Source organism: Mucilaginibacter robiniae (assembly GCF_012849215.1).
GTDB classification, from domain to species: Bacteria; Bacteroidota; Bacteroidia; order Sphingobacteriales; family Sphingobacteriaceae; genus Mucilaginibacter; species Mucilaginibacter robiniae.
Window position 1 is genome coordinate 2,505,647 of record NZ_CP051682.1, and the last position, 15,815, is coordinate 2,521,461.

General features: G+C 44.5%; 13 protein-coding genes. 8 read left to right on the forward strand and 5 right to left on the reverse strand.

The window, feature by feature from the left end; genetic code table 11:
* Positions 1 to 6 precede the first annotated feature (6 nt).
* Entirely contained in the window at positions 7 to 462 is a 456-nt protein-coding gene (locus HH214_RS11210) for a phosphatidylglycerophosphatase A family protein (RefSeq protein ID WP_169607693.1), read from the reverse strand.
* Between the two features lie 143 nt (positions 463 to 605).
* On the opposite strand from HH214_RS11210, the gene HH214_RS11215 reads away from it, so the two are divergent.
* On the forward strand, positions 606 to 2,126 hold the full coding sequence (locus HH214_RS11215) for a serine hydrolase (protein ID WP_169607694.1): 1,521 nt from the start codon (positions 606 to 608) through the stop codon (positions 2,124 to 2,126).
* Positions 2,127 to 2,201: 75 nt separating this feature from the next.
* Here the strand turns inward: HH214_RS11215 and HH214_RS11220 are convergent, their stop codons facing one another.
* Both HH214_RS11220 and HH214_RS11225 read right to left on the reverse strand, forming a co-directional pair.
* Entirely contained in the window at positions 2,202 to 2,732 is a 531-nt protein-coding gene (locus HH214_RS11220; RefSeq protein WP_169607696.1) for a YfiT family bacillithiol transferase, read from the reverse strand.
* Positions 2,733 to 2,747: 15 nt separating this feature from the next.
* The gene (locus HH214_RS11225; RefSeq protein ID WP_169607697.1) at positions 2,748 to 4,451 is read right to left on the reverse strand and encodes an amidase; all 1,704 of its coding nucleotides are present in this window, start codon (positions 4,449 to 4,451) and stop codon (positions 2,748 to 2,750) included.
* Positions 4,452 to 4,505: 54 nt separating this feature from the next.
* Here HH214_RS11225 and HH214_RS11230 point away from each other — a divergent pair, with 54 nt between their 5' ends.
* The 7 genes from HH214_RS11230 to HH214_RS11260 all read left to right on the forward strand — a co-directional run bounded on the left by HH214_RS11230 (position 4,506) and on the right by HH214_RS11260 (position 13,216).
* Entirely contained in the window at positions 4,506 to 6,332 is a 1,827-nt protein-coding gene (locus HH214_RS11230) for an FAD-dependent oxidoreductase (RefSeq protein WP_169607699.1), read from the forward strand.
* A 75-nt stretch (positions 6,333 to 6,407) separates the two neighbouring features.
* Complete coding sequence (locus tag HH214_RS11235; RefSeq protein WP_169607701.1) at positions 6,408 to 7,715, forward strand: amidohydrolase; 1,308 nt, start codon at positions 6,408 to 6,410, stop codon at positions 7,713 to 7,715.
* Positions 7,716 to 7,762: 47 nt separating this feature from the next.
* Positions 7,763 to 7,990, forward strand: coding sequence for a hypothetical protein (locus HH214_RS11240; protein ID WP_169607702.1), 228 nt, complete (start codon positions 7,763 to 7,765; stop codon positions 7,988 to 7,990).
* A gap of 163 nt (positions 7,991 to 8,153) precedes the next feature.
* The gene (locus HH214_RS11245) at positions 8,154 to 8,933 is read left to right on the forward strand and encodes an ABC transporter ATP-binding protein (protein ID WP_169607704.1); all 780 of its coding nucleotides are present in this window, start codon (positions 8,154 to 8,156) and stop codon (positions 8,931 to 8,933) included.
* Positions 8,934 to 8,954: 21 nt separating this feature from the next.
* Entirely contained in the window at positions 8,955 to 10,649 is a 1,695-nt protein-coding gene (locus HH214_RS11250; RefSeq protein ID WP_169607706.1) for a hypothetical protein, read from the forward strand.
* A gap of 329 nt (positions 10,650 to 10,978) precedes the next feature.
* Positions 10,979 to 12,187 carry a PQQ-dependent sugar dehydrogenase gene (locus HH214_RS11255; protein WP_169607707.1) on the forward strand — a complete coding sequence of 403 codons (1,209 nt, stop codon included), beginning with the start codon at positions 10,979 to 10,981 and terminating at the stop codon, positions 12,185 to 12,187.
* A 63-nt stretch (positions 12,188 to 12,250) separates the two neighbouring features.
* Complete coding sequence (locus HH214_RS11260) at positions 12,251 to 13,216, forward strand: gluconolaconase (RefSeq protein WP_169607709.1); 966 nt, start codon at positions 12,251 to 12,253, stop codon at positions 13,214 to 13,216.
* A 163-nt stretch (positions 13,217 to 13,379) separates the two neighbouring features.
* Here the strand turns inward: HH214_RS11260 and thrC are convergent, their stop codons facing one another.
* Both thrC and HH214_RS11270 read right to left on the reverse strand, forming a co-directional pair.
* Complete coding sequence (gene thrC / locus HH214_RS11265; RefSeq protein ID WP_169607711.1) at positions 13,380 to 14,684, reverse strand: threonine synthase; 1,305 nt, start codon at positions 14,682 to 14,684, stop codon at positions 13,380 to 13,382.
* Between the two features lie 94 nt (positions 14,685 to 14,778).
* Entirely contained in the window at positions 14,779 to 15,804 is a 1,026-nt protein-coding gene (locus tag HH214_RS11270) for a homoserine kinase (RefSeq protein WP_169607712.1), read from the reverse strand.
* Between the last annotated feature and the right edge of the window lie 11 nt (positions 15,805 to 15,815).

The window sequence follows — 15,815 nt, forward strand, 5'->3', positions numbered from 1 at the left end:
TAGTAGCTATCCATAATGCTGAATAGCCAGCAAAATCAGGTGTAATACAATGTTGGCATATACGCCGGCCAGTATATCATCCATCATAACACCGGTACCCTTGGGTAAAGCTTCCATTTTGCGGATGTAAAGCGGTTTAACAATATCAAAAAAGCGAAATAAGATCAGGCCAATAACCAAGTTGAGCGGATTGATGGCGACTAACAACAAGGTAATAAGCTGGCCAGCTACTTCATCAATAACTACCCGGTAGCTGTCTTTTCCCCAATCGGGTTCAACCTGGTTACCGGTATGAATGCCAATGGCGGTAATCAGTACGGTGATTAAAGGCAACATCCAGCTTGCTGTTAAAGCGTGTGCTTGAGCTAAACCATAAACCAGCAGGCAGGTCACTACTGCCGCTACGGTGCCGCCGCCTTTTACATAGCCAATACCAAACCACGAAGCAATAATCTTATTCATACCCTGTTGTTCTCAGGCTGCTAAATTGAGAAAATAAATTTTAACACCGATAATAGGTATGCAAATCGGTAGGGTTATAAACGCGGCTATTACGGTTACCGAATACATATTTTTACTACTTTCGGGTTCAATTTACAAGTGCAATGAAAAAGGCAGTTTTACTTACTGTAGTAAGTTTTTTTACAATGATGGTAGCTTTCGGGCAGCAACCATCGTTTATGACGAACAACCTGGATGCTTATATTAAGCAAGGTTTGAAAGACTGGAATTTACCTGGATTGGCGATTGCCGTAGTTAAAGATGGCAAAGTAGTCGTGATGAAAGGCTACGGCGTAAAAGATGTTAAAACGCAAGAACCAGTTACTGAAAATACCTTGTTTATGATAGCCAGCAACAGTAAGCTGTTTACCGGTACTGCCCTGGCCCAATTGGAAGCTAATAAAAAACTGTCTTTAGACGATAAAATCACCAAATACTTTCCTGACTACAGCGTGTATGATGCCAATACTACTGCTGCGGTTACCATACGCGATATGCTGAGCCACCACCTGGGCACTTACACCTTTCAGGGCGATTTTGTGTTCTGGAACGGTGTCTTATCGCGCCAGCAAATTATGGCTAAAATGAAGTTTTTGAAACCTACAGCTCCATTTCGCCAAAGCTTTGGTTATTGCAATAGCTGTTTCTTAACAGCTGGCCAAGTTGTGCAGGCCGTTACTGGTAAACCTTGGGAAAACTATATACAAGACAGTATATTAACACCATTGGGCATGACGAATACCTATCCGCTAAGTACAGGTATAGATACCCGTAAAGAAGCTGCAAAGCCTTATACTACCGTATTTACCGGCAAGCTTACCGCCTTGCCTTACGATCAGGTTGATAACCTGGCACCTGCCGGTAGTATAGTGAGCTGCGTAAAAGATGTAGCTAAATGGCTTACCCTACAATTAGATAGTGGCAAGTATCAGGGTAAACAAGTTATCCCGTGGTCTGCCCTTCAAAGAACACGTGAGGAAAACACAATTATCAGCAGTCGTAAATCGCCGGTGTACCCAACGCATTTTACAGGGTACGGACTGGGGATTTTTGAGGCTGACTACAATGGCCGGCAAATATTTTGGCATACCGGCGGTGCAGATGGTTTTGTAACTAACACCTGCTTTGTACCGGAAGAAAAATTAGCTATTACTATATTAACTAATAATGATAATCAGGAGTTTTTTGAAGCCTTGCGTTACCAGATTTTAGATGCTTACCTAGGTGTGCCTTTTGTTGATCGTAGCCAGCAAGCGCTGAAAAGTTTTAGTAAACAAATGGCTGAAACGGTACAAAAAACCACGGCATTGCAGCAGCGCGTTAAAGGCCAAGCTCCTGAAATGCCACTAAGTGCTTACGTGGGTACCTACCAAAACCCTATTTATGGCCCAATTGCTATAACCGCAAATAAGAAAGATTTACAAATCAAGTTTCAAGGGCACAGAACTTTAGAGGCTAGTGTTAAGTATATGGACAACGGTGAATGGTTGCTTACCTACAACGACCAGGCTTATGGCCTATTCCCAATAAAGTTTAAAGTAGAAAACGGTAAAGTAGTATCTACAATCATCAAAGTGAATGATTTTTTGGATTATGCCCCTTATCTCTTTGTAAAGGAAAGTTAATCCTCCATATTTATAAACAAGAAAGCCTTTGCTACTACCGCAAAGGCTTTCTTGTTTATAAGCAAAATGTTGTACTTAACGCCACTGCTTCATGGTTTCAGTAATGTGTGCCAAATGATGATTGCTGTGCCACGCGTACATCGCCAATGATTTTTGCAGGCTAATTGTATCTTTTCTGTCCGGGTGGTAAAAGGTGCGGCTCCATTCGTTTTCGGTAAAACTTTCAAATAAAGCAGTCAGGTGCTGATGCACCCCTTCCAGCAGCTTTAATGATGATTCAACCGGTAAACGATAGTCTGGCAATAAGGCCCAGTCAGGTTCATTATAGGCTTTAATGGTCGGGTTTTCTTCAGTCAACGCTAACTTGATACGCATCAAGGCGTTCATATGGCTGTCGGCTAAGTGGTGTACTACTTGCTTCAGCGTCCATCCGCCAGTGCGATAAGGCGTATTAAGTTGTGCATCGGTGAGTTGTATAACAGCCTGGCGCAAACGGCCAGGTAATGTTTTAATCGCTTCAATGTATTGTAGTACATCTTCGCGGGTATAAGAAGCTGGTGCGTTAAACCGGCCGGTTGGATAGCGTAGTTGTTCGTCGTTAGTCATTTATAGTCAAAAAAATTAAAAATTAAGTGAAGGGTGCTTTTGGTTAAAGTCGGTAGCATCCTGATATATTTTAGCAGCCTGCAACAGCTTGCCCTCGCCAAAAAGCTGACCCATAAAGGTAATACTCATGGGGCGACCGCGTTGATTAAAGCCGTTAGGCAGCACCACGCAAGGGTTGCCGGTCAGGTTCGTCATGGATAAGTTTTGGCTGGATGATGGCGTGATGTATAAATCTAATCCTTTTAGTTTTTCATACCATTGTTGTATCAGCAAGGTACGGGCACGCTGGGCTTGTATGTACTCGGTAGCGGGTATAAACTGTGCAGCCCTGAAAATATTAGGCCAGGCGTTTTTGCCTTGTAATACCATTCCATCTTCCTTGTGGGTAAATAATAAATCTTGAAAAGCAGCACCGGCCTCGGCATCCAGTACTACGGTCATGGCACCTATGGGTAATTGCGGATACTCAATCGGTACTAGTTCGGCGCCTAGTTCTTTTAACTTAGCCAAGGTAACCGAATCAGTAGCATGGTTCGGGTTAGGGCGACGGTTGTTGCCGTAAGTAAAATAAGCCCGGTCAAAATCAGCTTTTACATAGCCAATTTTATAGCCTTTTAAGGTTTTGCCGGTACCATCATAGCTAAATGGCGCAGCAATGGTGCTTAAATCTTTACTGTCGGTGCCTTGTATCGCGTTAAACACAATAGCTGCATCCTCAACGCTACGGGTAATTGGCCCTAGCTTATCCATGCTCCAGCTTAAAGCCATTGCGCCATATTTGCTAACCCGACCAAAAGATGGACGTAAGCCAGTATCGCCGCACTCGGTAGAAGGTGATACGATGGAGCCCAATGTTTCAGACCCAATAGCAAAAGGTAAACAACCAGCCCCCACTGCCGAAGCCGAGCCAGCTGATGAGCCGCTTGAACCTCGGGTAATATCCCATGGGTTTTTGGTTTTGCCGCCAAACCAAACATCGCCTTGGGCTAGTTCGCCTAACGTGGTTTTTACAATTAAAATACCGCCAGCCTGTTCCAGGCGGGTTACTACAGTCGCATCTACATTCAGGTGCTGGTCTTTATAGGGTACCGAACCCCATGTGGTTTTATAATCTTTCTGCGCCAGCAAATCTTTTACACCAAAGGGAATACCATGCAACACACCGCGATAATGACCCGACTTGATTTCTGCATCTGCTTCCGCGGCCTTTTTCAAGGCACGGTCTTCCATAATAGTAATGGCAAACTGTAACTTAGGATTGTATTTTTCTAGTCGATCAATAAAAAACTGAGTTAGTTCAACTGAACTGATTTTTTTAGTACGTACCAGTTCGGCCAACTGCCTGATGGTGTAAAAAGCCAAATCATCTTTATGAGCAGGCATTTGTACCTCATTTGCCTTACCCAGTTTAAAACCACTTTTAGCGTCGGGGTAGGTAAAACCAACAGGAACAGGGTTAAAGTTAAGAGATGGAGCTACACTGTTGGGCATATTCAACTTGTGCAAAGCATCGTAGGAGCTGCCCCAGCCATTAACCAGGTTCAGCATAGAGTCGGCCTGTGCAGGCGTAAAGTTAAACCCGGATAATTTCTGCGCTTCCTGTATTACACTAGCCGTAACCGGCTCACCCTCCATGCTTTTAATCATAAAAGCACCCGATAAGAAGCTTACACCGCTTATAGCTGCTACAGAAAGATGCTTTATTGTAGAAATTTTCATATACACTAAAAGGTTTGCCCTAAATTAGCGCATAAAACCCGATTATTGCTTTTCATGTTAAAAAAGTTACTGCTTTGCCTGATATTTTCAGGCTTTTTGGGTGCTTATGCCGACACTATTAAAACCGATGTGGTAGTAGTAGGTGGCAGCGCCAGCGGCGTAGCGGCTGCCTTGCAATGTGCCCGTAGTAAAGTGAAAACCATATTGGTGGAACCTGGCCCTTGGCTGGGCGGTGAAATGACCTCAGGTGCCATGTGTATTGTGGAAGGTAACCGTGCCTTGCCATCAGGCATTTGGGGAGAGTATTACAAAAAAGTGCACCAGCATTATAACAAAACGCCTGGTTATGATACTACGGCCCGTGTGCCTTTGCGGTTTGAACCCCAAGTAGGAGCTGCCATCCTGAAAAAAATGACGGATACAGTCAAGAACTTGACTTTGAAACTAAATACATCCTGGAAAGCCGTGCGTAAAAATGGTACAGGTTGGGAATTAACTATTACCGAAAACGGCAGAACTAACACCATACATGCCCAGGTGCTGATTGATGCCACCGAAACCGGCGATGTAGCTACCAAGGCTGGTGTGCCTTTCATCAGCGGGTTTGATAGCCGCGAAACTACAGGTGAGGCTTTAGCACCCGAAAAAGCTATACCTGTTATTCAGGATATTACGTGGATGGCTATATTGAAAGATTATGGCTCTGCTGCTGATCGTACCCTACTCAAGCCGGAAGGTTATGACCCAGCCCGATACGAATGCCTGAAAGGTAAAGACTTGTTACGCCTGGTAAAAGGCGGTAAGCTGGCTAATGATAAGTACATGATTAAGTGGAGCGAATGCGCCAACTCGTACCCAACCAGTGTAGATTTACTCAGCCCAGAGCACCGAGAAAAATATTATCATGATATGCGCCTGCGTACCCTGTGCTTGGTTTATTACCTGCAAACTGCCGGCGGATTGAAAAACTTTGGCTTGGATGAGGATTTTCCAACCCCCGATCATCTGCCATCTATTCCTTACATGCGTGAGTACCGGCGTTCTACCGGGCGTGTGCGCATGGTGCTGGATGATATTTATACACCGTATAGCCGTAGTTCAAAACTATACCGTACTTCTATTGCCGTAGGTGATGCCTCACCGGGGCAGCACTTTGTAGATGCACGTGGACCTAAAACCAATTATCCACCTTTTCCGGCTTATTCGGTGCCTATGGGTGCTGTAGTGGTAAAAGGCTTCACAAATTTATTGGTTACTGAAAAATCAATATCCACTACGCATTTGGTAAATGCCAGTACGTTTTATCCTTCTGTGCAAATGGCCATAGGGCAAGGTGCCGGAACCATAGCAGCTTACTGTGCTTTTTATAAAACAACTACCGACCATCTCAACGTGCGAGCTATACAGGGCGAGCTGCTGGATTTTAAAGGTTACTTGCTCCCCTTTTCAGATGTGGCTTTAAATGATGCTAATTTCAGGGCTATACAGCAGGTAAGTGCTACAGGTTTGCTGCAAGGCATCCAGCACCCCGAAGGTAAAACCGCATCAGTACTGTTTAAGCCGGACACCCTGGTTTATACCGCCGAAATTAAACCCGTGCTGGATGAAATTTATACCCGTGGCTTTTTATGGTTTAATAAAGAAAAGCCCGGTGAGCAATTTACGGTAGGTAACTTATTATCTTTTATTAGCGAAATTACTTTAAGCGAACCTAAGCCTCTGCAAACTAACTTGGCTAAACAATGGCAAAGTATTTATCACTTCAAACAGCTTTTTGATTTAAATCGGCCGGTTACGCGTCGGGAATTTGCAGTATTGGCTAACAAGTATTTGAACCCTTTTGCCCGTACTATAGATTTGAGTGGGAAGCTGGTCAACTGAGATCGGGTTTAATGTGATAGAGTATGTAGTGATGAATAAATAATATTCATATCTTCAAGCTCAATCCCCCCTAACATGAAAAAATTATACTTATTAGCCTTACTGTTTGGCGCTGGTCAAGCTTGGGCGCAAACGGATGCTTTAAAGGCGCAAGTAGCTAAAAAAGCAGATGCTCTGCAACCGCAACTGGTAACCTGGCGGCGCGATATTCATGAACACCCTGAATTGGGTAACCATGAAACCCGCACAGCAGCTCTCATTGCAGCGCACTTGAAATCATTAGGCATAGAAGTACAAACCGGTGTGGCTAAAACTGGTGTAGTTGGAATATTAAAAGGTGGCAAGCCTGGCCCGGTAGTGGCTTTACGTGCCGATATGGATGCTTTGCCAGTGACCGAAAGGGTAGCTATCCCTTTTGCTTCGAAAGTAAAATCAACCTATAATGGTGCAGAAGTGGGCGTGATGCATGCCTGCGGTCATGATTCGCATGTGGCTATGCTGATGGGAACAGCTCAGGTACTATCGTCCATGAAAAGCGAACTGCATGGTACTGTTAAATTCATCTTCCAACCAGCTGAAGAAGGTGCGCCATTTGGTGAAGAAGGCGGTGCCGAACTGATGGTAAAAGAAGGCGTATTGGCAAACCCCAAAGTGGACGTGATTTTTGGTTTGCATATTAACGCACAAACTGAGGTGGGCAAAATTACTTACCGACCTGGCGGCACTATGGCAGCTGTAAACGATATGCAGATTGTGGTAAAAGGCCGCCAATCTCACGGCGCCTACCCTTGGATGAGTATTGACCCTATCGTGGTTTCGGCACAGATCATTAATAACTTGCAAACTATTGTGAGCCGCAACCTGAACTTAACTGAAAACGCCGCAGTGGTTACTATAGGTTCTATCAATGGCGGCAATCGCTCCAACATCATCCCTGAAAAGGTAGAGATGCTGGGCACCTTGCGAGCATTGAGTAAAGCAGATGAGCAGATGTTGATTGAACGTGTAAAAACTATTGCTACTAAAACTGCCGAGGCCGCTGGTGCTACTGCCGAGGTAAAAATACCCCTGAGTACCCACTACCCGGTTACGTACAATGACCCGGCATTAACCGAAAAAATGCTGCCGACCTTGCAGGCTGTAGCCGGTACCAACAATGTTGCATTAAAGCCCGCGGTAACCGGTGCCGAAGATTTTAGCTTTTACCAGGAAAAGGTACCCGGTCTGTTTTTCTTTTTAGGCGGTATGCCTAAGGGTACTGATCCGGCAAAAACAGCGGCTCACCATACACCCGACTTTTACATTGATGAAGGCGGCTTTAGCTTAGGCGTAAAAGCATTGTGCGATTTAACACTCGATTATATGGCAGGAAAAGGAAAGTAATCTAAACATTTGTTCAAATTGTCATGTTGCTATTCAAAAAGCACAACATGATATTGATTGCACAACCCGACGAACAAGAACAAACCTACTTATGGGCAATGGCTGGTGGCGGTGATGAGAGTTATCCTGGTGAATTAGATGCTGACGAAGATGATGAAGCTTTTGATGATTACATGGATGATGAAGATGATCTGCGTGAAATCAGAACTTCAGATGATTTGGAAGAGCCAGACCCGGAGGATGATGACCATCTGCCCGATGATGATTTGCAATAATTACGTATAGCCTTAAAGCTCACTAAACGTAGTTGGCTTTAAGGCATTTACTCATAGCCTATAATTTAATTAATATCATTTGAGATGTAACATCCTGTCAAATGATATATCATAACCGTAATCAGGCAGATACTTTGTATCTTCCCATCCTATTATTACGGTTATGAACAGTGACACTACTCCTTTAATCCAGATACGTAATCTTTCCAAATCATACGGCGATAAGCAGGTGCTCAAACACCTATCGCTCGATATTTACCCCGGCCAGGTTATTGGCTATATTGGTCCAAATGGGGCGGGTAAATCTACTACGGTTAAAATTCTGACGGGCCTGATACCTGATTTTAATGGCGAAGTGCTGGTAGATGGCATTAGCATGCAGGATGATCCGCAGGAAATTAAGCGGCGTATCGGCTACGTGCCCGAAAATGCTGAATTATATGAGGTACTTACGCCTCTGGAATACCTGGACTTTATTGGTAAGCTGTACAATATGGACGAGAAGTTATTGAACGATCGTGCCCGACGGCTGCTTACCGCTTTTGGTTTGGGTAATAACATGGACGACCGTATGGACACCTTCTCGAAAGGAATGCGCCAGAAGGTATTGCTGATATCCGGTATTCTGCATAACCCACAAATTATTATACTGGACGAGCCACTTTCGGGCCTGGATGCCAATGCGGTAATCATGATTAAAGAACTGATTCAGCGTTTATCGCAGGAGGGTAAAACTATATTTTACTGTTCGCACATGATGGATGTGGTAGAAAAGGTATCTGACCGAATTTTACTGATTAACAAGGGTGAAATTGTAGCCGATGGTACCTTTGAATCGTTAAAGCAAAACCATGCCGATACGTTGGAGCGCGTTTTTGCCAAACTAACCGGTCGTTCAGAGTCGGCAGGAGAAACAGATGCTATTATCAACGCTTTAGATTAACTGCTGCTTCCCTTAAACTTTATGGATAAACTGTTACTACGCCTGTTTTCCGTGTTTGTGCCTATGCTGGCCAAAAGCGGGGTAGATACCTATCAGCTATATGAAATTGTAAAGATCAAGCTGCTGATGGATAGTCGCCGGCCAAACATGATGTTTATGGCCCGCAAAAGCAGTAATACGACCACCACAGCACCCTGGCGGGTATTGCTGGTTAACCTGATTATGGGAGGGCTAATCGGCATGGTACTGATCATTTCAGAGAAGCCGATGGTAGGGCAAACGGCTTACTTCTTCGTGTTTATGGTATTGATGTCGCTCACGCTCATTACTGATTTTACTACCGTTTTGCTGGATGTACGAGACCAATATATCATTTTGCCCAAACCGGTTAATGATCGTACCCTGGCGGTTTCGCGTATTTTACATATTACTATTTATGTGCTGAAACAGGCTTTGCTGATAAGTGTAGGCGGTTTAATATTCGTGGGCTTTTTGGATGGTATAGTAGCGGTACCGCTATTTATCGTACAAGTACTGGAAGCTACCTTACTCAGTATTTTACTGGTGAATATCGTGTATCTGCTGGCTATGAAATCTGTATCGCCACAGCGGTTTAAAGATATTATCAGCTACTTTCAAATCGGTTTTTCTATTGTCATTTTTGGTATTTATTACCTGTTGCCACGGCTGATTGATGTATCAGCTTTAAAACAAATTGATTTAACGCATTACTGGTGGAGTTACTTGTTGCCGCCAGTTTGGATAGCGGCTTTAAACGAAGTGCTTATTCATCCTGCACGTGCCGGTATTGTTACCAGTTTATTAGCTATTGCAGGTGTTACCGCACCTATTGTAAGCTTATGGCTGATTGCTAAAGTGCTGGCACCTGGATTTAATCAGCAACTTATGGTATCTGCATCTGCAGATAATAATTCTACTGCTGCTGTACCTGCTGCTGGCACGAAAAAGCAACGTTTTAGTATCGTTAACTATCTGGCAAACTTAGTAGCGCGCGACCCGGTTGAGAATGCCGGTTTCCGCATTACCTGGAAGTTGGCTGCCCGTATTCGTGAATTTAAAATTAAGGTGTACCCGGCATTTGCTTATGTGCCTATCTATTTTGTGTATTTTACTTTCCAGGGTAAAGGCGATACCTTGTCTGAGCGGTATGCGCATTTGCAGCATGGGCGAGCTTACATTCTGCTGATTTACCTGAGTACGTTTGTCCTATCCGCAGTGCTGCAAAACATCTCCTTTTCCGAAAAATACAAACCCGCCTGGATTTATTATGCACTGCCTATCACACAACCTGGCAAAATATTATCAGGCATGTACAAGGCAATAGCCATCTTATACTATTTGCCTTATTGCCTGGTGCTGGGTATAGTTGGCGTAGCCATATGGGGACCGCAAATTATCAATGACATCATTCTGGCTTTTTTTGCCGGCCTGATTTACGGCTTGCTCATGGCTTTATTTATGGTGAAAGGCTTGCCATTCTCTAAACCCGTACTGAACCGGCAAGGTGGTGGGCGTGCAGTTACCTCGCTGATTATAACAAGTTTAGTGTGGTTAATTGGTTTCGGGCACTACCTACTTATGAAGTGGGAAACCGTAATCTGGATATTGATTGTTCCGGTAGTGCTAATTTACTGGATCATGATGTACTACTACAAACGCCAAACCTGGGAAGGCATTGAACTGGAAGAGTTCTAAGGAATGATAATTAGGTACTGACAGGTTCTTGACCGTGTTGCAGGTGTTACATGTGTTACATGTTTCAGAGTGTAACATCCTGTAACACTGTCAAACCATTGGCAGTGGTGGCAGCGTTCTGTCAGTATAAAAAAATGGTTTTAGGAGCGTTTGTTTTGCAAGAGAGTATAAATATTGGTTAACACGGATGGGGTATTCTCAACAAGTGCATGCGTTTCACTTGCACATCATACATTAGTCATATCTTTCTTTAACCCAATTATCTAGTCGTTCACACATCCAACATCTGCCCTTCTTTATTGTTAAAGTAGCTAAATTGGCGGCTGCTTATGGTTCCTAGATATATACTTCGTACGTTTTTGCTGTTAAGTGTTTGCCTGCCCATGTGCTTGAGCGGCTATGCGCAGAAAGGCCTCCCGTCTAAACAGCCTTACACGGCCACTGTCAACTCCATGTACCCGCAGCATGAAGATTTTAAAGAAAGCATGCTGAGCCGCATTCTGGTTCCGCAAGGTTTCAAAGCCTCTATAGCGGCTACGGGTTTGGGTAAGCCCCGCATTATGGCCCTGCGGGAGGATGGTTCGATGTACGTAACCCGCCGTGATGTGGGCGATGTATTATTGTTGAGCGATAAAGACAATGATGGCCGTTTTGATGATTTAAAAACGGTATGGTCTAAGTTTTTAGGGGTGCATGGCATTGCCATACACGATGGTTATTTGTATTTATCCAGCAGTAAATCTTTAAAGCGAGGTAAAATTAAGCCCGATGGTACCGTAACGGATACGGTTACGCTGATTGATAATTTGCCCGATGGCGGTCAGCATGATAACCGGATGATTGCCTTTGGCCCTGACGGTATGCTGTACATGACCGTAGGCAGCAATTGTAACGACTGTGCCGAAACCAACCGTGAAAATGCCACAATGCTGATTATTAGTCCGGATGGAAAAAACCGACGCATTTTTGCCAGAGGCTTGCGTAATACCATTGGGTTCGACTGGCAACCCCAAACGCATGAAATATGGGGTTGTGATAACGGTACTGATTGGCGTGGCGATGATATACCACCTGAAGAACTGAATAAAATTGAAGAAGGGGGCGATTATGGCTGGCCCTGGGTATATGGTAAACAACTGGTAGATGTAACGCGTGAAGACCCATCGGGTACCACCAAGGAGGCTTATGCCAAAACAACCAAGCCGGCAGTTATGAATTTCCCGGCACACAGCGCACCTATCGATTTCCGGTTTGTTGGCAATGCGGCTGGTTTTCCTGATGATTATAAAAATGATGCTCTAGTAGCCTGGCATGGCTCCTGGAACCGTAAAGTTCCGGAAGGGTACAAAGTGCAACGCATTCATTATGTCAATGGTCATCCGGTATCCGCTTCCGATTTCTTTTCAGGTTTTCTGGATACCGCGAAACAAACCCGCTTTGGTCGGCCTGCTGGCATTACAGTGGCTAAAACAGGTAAGGTTTACATATCGGATGATGAAAATGGCGTGATTTACTGTGTAGCGCCGGTAAAGCCTTAATGAATATGGAAAGGTCAGCTTTAGCGTAATGTAATTGGATACTCTCAAATCAAGTTGTTTTATATGAATGTTGCTAAATATTTCCTGTTAAGTGTAGTCGTTCTGCTTAATTTAAGCAGTAATGCGCAAACCCCACGCATTAACTTTACGCTGCCGGGCTTATATCCTGAAGGTTTAGCGTACAACCCTAAAAACAATCTATTTTATGTAAGCTCCGAAACTACAGGCAGCATCGGCACGGTTGATCAGTTGGGTATTTATAGGCCCTTTTATCAGAACGCCACCTTCAAATCTTCCTACGGACTCAAAGTAGATGCCAAGCAAAACCGTTTGTGGGCTTGTGTGTCGGATGCTACGTATAGCTGGTTTTCTGATTCGACCACGTATAAAAAGACCGGCCGTTTAGTGGCTATTGATTTAGGCAACGGTCGTAAAGTAGCTGATATTAACCTGGCTAAATTGTACGCAGGTAAACATTTTCTGAATGATTTAACCTTTGATAATGCAGGCAATATTTACGTAACTGACAGCTATTCGCCGGTAATTTATAAGGTGGATGCTCAAGGGAAAGCTTCCATTTTTGCGCAGAGCGATTTGTTTGGTGGTGAAGATATTGGCCTGAATGGTATTGCCTACAATCCGCAAGGATTTTTAGTAGTGAACAACGATAGCCAGGGCGCATTATACCGGGTGGATATTAAAGACCCGAAAAGCATTGTTAAAGTAAATGTTGATGACTTGTTTCCGGGTGCGGATGGTATGTTGTTCAGCAATGATAGTACGCTGGTGCTGATACAAAACAAGAGCGTAGATAAAGTACACCAGCTCATTAGTCCGGATGGATTTAAAACGGCCGAGGTGCGGATGTCTACCTCGTCCGAAGATCGCTTTCAGCAGCCTAGTACGGGCACTACGGCTAACGGACAATTATACGTGCTCAATTCTAAAGTAAATGAGCTATCCGACCCAACCAAGCGTCCATCAAAAGATTTTTCGATACAGTTGGTAGAGTTCAAACCGGCTCAGTAGATAGAAATACAGCTAGTCGTATTTCATTTATCTGCCATGCTGAAAAGGTTAAGCATGACAGATGAATGGTGACACGAATCAGGTAGTCTGAATTTGAACAAGTAGATTACTCCGCTGGTGGGATGCTGAAACAGGTTCAGCGTGACGTTCAAGAATGCAAAAGCTATTGGTTACTCAGTAAATAATTTCTAAATCCTTCAAAGTTATTACTCAAACTTACCATCTGCTTTTGTTGTGCTTCCAATGTTTTTACCTGTTCGGGAACCTGAATGTGGCTGGCTATACTTTCAGGAAAAACATCCGGGAACTTGCAAGGGTGTGCAGTGGATAAGAACACGCCTGCTGCATCTAGATGGGTTTGCTGCCAATCCTGCAAGGCTCGCCAGGCAATAGCCGTATGCGGACAAACTACATAGTTGTATTGGTCAAACACCTGCTGCATCGCTTTGCGCGTTTCCTCGTCGGTATAACTGTAGCCGGTCATGAGGTGGTTTAATTGCGCTAAATCTTCTTTAAACAAATCTGCAATGCGCATCCAGTTGCTGGGGTTGCCTACATCCATTGCATTAGCAATAGTTTGCACCGAAGCTTTAGGCTCATACACGCCTGATTTTAAAAAAGCTGGCACTGTATCGTTCGCATTGGTAGCGGCAATAAACTGCTGCACGGGCAAGCCCATTTTCCAAGCCAGTAAACCAGCCCCAATGTTACCAAAGTTGCCGCTGGGTACAGCGAAAACCACTTTGCTTTTACCCTCATGCAGTAGCTGAGCATAAGCATTAAAATAATAAAACGTTTGTGGAATCAATCGGGCAATATTGATGGAGTTGGCTGAGGTAAGCCGAAATTGTGCATTAAGTTCCGCATCGGTGAAAGCCTGTTTTACCAATGCCTGGCAATCATCAAAGGTGCCATCAATTTCCAATGCTCGTATGTTCTGCCCGTTGGTGGTCAGTTGCAGTTCTTGAATTTGGCTTACTTTACCTTTCGGGTATAAAATAGTAACACGCGTGTTTGGTACCCCTAAAAAGCCCAAAGCAACGGCGCCACCGGTATCACCGGAGGTAGCTACCAGTACATCCAATTGTTTTTCATCGGGCTGCAAAAAATAGCTCATTACCCGGCTCATAAACCGGGCACCAAAATCTTTAAACGCCAATGAAGGGCCATGAAAAAGCTCCAGCACGTACACGTTTTCATCCAGCTTGATTACAGGTGCCGGAAAGTTAATGGCATCCTCTACTAAAGCTTTCAAGTCAGCTTCCGGAATTGCATCCTGTAGTAAGTGCCGAGCTACCTGAAAGGCAATTTCCGGTAAAGTAAACTGCGGTAGTTCAGTAAAAAAGCTGTCGGGCAGGCGCGCAATCTCTATGGGCATGTACAAGCCTTTATCCTGCGGCATACTGTTAAAAACAGCGTCCTGAAAGGCTACCTGATGTGCCGTATTGTTGGTGCTATATAATTTCATGTCAGTTACTATTATGCAACCGTTATCTGTAAAGGCACTGACAACGGCTAAACTATATCAATTCTGTTTATTCTTTAATTCAATAAATTCAGATTCAGACCACAACTCTCGGTCCGGCATCATTAATAGTAGATACATAAGCTTGCGAGCCTATTTTTAGGCTCGATAGATGCTGCTGTAATTGTTGGGTAATCTGCCGGGCGGTTTCTTCATTACGTGCAAAGGCAAATACAGATGGGCCCGAACCGGATATACCGAAACCTACTGCACCGGCCTGCATAGCCAGTTCGCGTAAGCGGTAAAAATCAGGTATCAGGATGGAGCGTACGGGTTCTACCAGTACATCTTGCATACTGCGGCCAATCAGGTCAATATCCTGCATGAACAAGCCGCTTACCAAGCCCGCTATATTGCCCCACTGGGTAACGGCATCTTTCATGGCTATTTTGTTGCGGATAATCTGTCGGGCTTCGCGGGTAGGTACATCTACCTCCGGGAATACAATAGCACAGTACAAGCCGGTGGGGTGCGGCAAACGGATTACATCCAGCGGTTCATAGCTACGAATGAGTACAAAGCCACCCAGTAAGGCTGGCGCCACATTATCCGCATGACCATGCCCGCAAGCCATCTCTTCGCCCTTCATGGCGAATGGCAGCAACTGTGCTGCATCCCTTTCATCGCCTAGCAAAGTTTTAGCGGCAAACAAGCCGGCTACAGTACTGGCCGAACTAGAGCCTAAGCCGCTACCAATCGGCATCTTTTTATGAAGTTCAATATCCAAACCTAAATCGGTACGGCCAATGCTGTCCAAGTAATGCTGCACACTTACGCTTACCGTATTTTTAGCCGGATTTAGCGGCAACCGGCCATTATCGCCAGTGATTTTACTGATCGTAATGCCGGGCTGGTCTGTTACGCGCATCACTACCTCATCGCCGGGTTCATCTACGGCAAAGCCCAGTACATCAAAGCCGCAAACCACATTAGCTACGGTAGCCGGTGCAAAAACTTTAATTTCGGTTCCGGGTTGCGGGTTGCCGGTGATAGGTTGCGGGTTTTCAGTTGCGGGACTTGTGTTGTTGAAAGATGATGTAAAGGCTGCTGGTTCCTGTTCCATAATTATGCTGA

Bases quoted from the DNA above. Each gene is read 5' to 3' on its own strand.
- HH214_RS11230 (WP_169607699.1), top strand. From the start codon at position 4,506: ATGTTAAAAAAGTTACTGCTTTGCCTGATATTTTCAGGCTTTTTGGGT.
- HH214_RS11210 (WP_169607693.1), bottom strand. From the start codon at position 462: ATGAATAAGATTATTGCTTCGTGGTTTGGTATTGGCTATGTAAAAGGC.
- HH214_RS11240 (WP_169607702.1), top strand. From the start codon at position 7,763: ATGATATTGATTGCACAACCCGACGAACAAGAACAAACCTACTTATGG.
- HH214_RS11260 (WP_169607709.1), top strand. From the start codon at position 12,251: ATGAATGTTGCTAAATATTTCCTGTTAAGTGTAGTCGTTCTGCTTAAT.
- HH214_RS11250 (WP_169607706.1), top strand. From the start codon at position 8,955: ATGGATAAACTGTTACTACGCCTGTTTTCCGTGTTTGTGCCTATGCTG.
- HH214_RS11215 (WP_169607694.1), top strand. From the start codon at position 606: ATGAAAAAGGCAGTTTTACTTACTGTAGTAAGTTTTTTTACAATGATG.
- HH214_RS11225 (WP_169607697.1), bottom strand. From the start codon at position 4,451: ATGAAAATTTCTACAATAAAGCATCTTTCTGTAGCAGCTATAAGCGGT.
- HH214_RS11255 (WP_169607707.1), top strand. From the start codon at position 10,979: ATGGTTCCTAGATATATACTTCGTACGTTTTTGCTGTTAAGTGTTTGC.
- HH214_RS11235 (WP_169607701.1), top strand. From the start codon at position 6,408: ATGAAAAAATTATACTTATTAGCCTTACTGTTTGGCGCTGGTCAAGCT.
- HH214_RS11220 (WP_169607696.1), bottom strand. From the start codon at position 2,732: ATGACTAACGACGAACAACTACGCTATCCAACCGGCCGGTTTAACGCA.
- HH214_RS11245 (WP_169607704.1), top strand. From the start codon at position 8,154: ATGAACAGTGACACTACTCCTTTAATCCAGATACGTAATCTTTCCAAA.
- thrC (WP_169607711.1), bottom strand. From the start codon at position 14,684: ATGAAATTATATAGCACCAACAATACGGCACATCAGGTAGCCTTTCAG.
- HH214_RS11270 (WP_169607712.1), bottom strand. From the start codon at position 15,804: ATGGAACAGGAACCAGCAGCCTTTACATCATCTTTCAACAACACAAGT.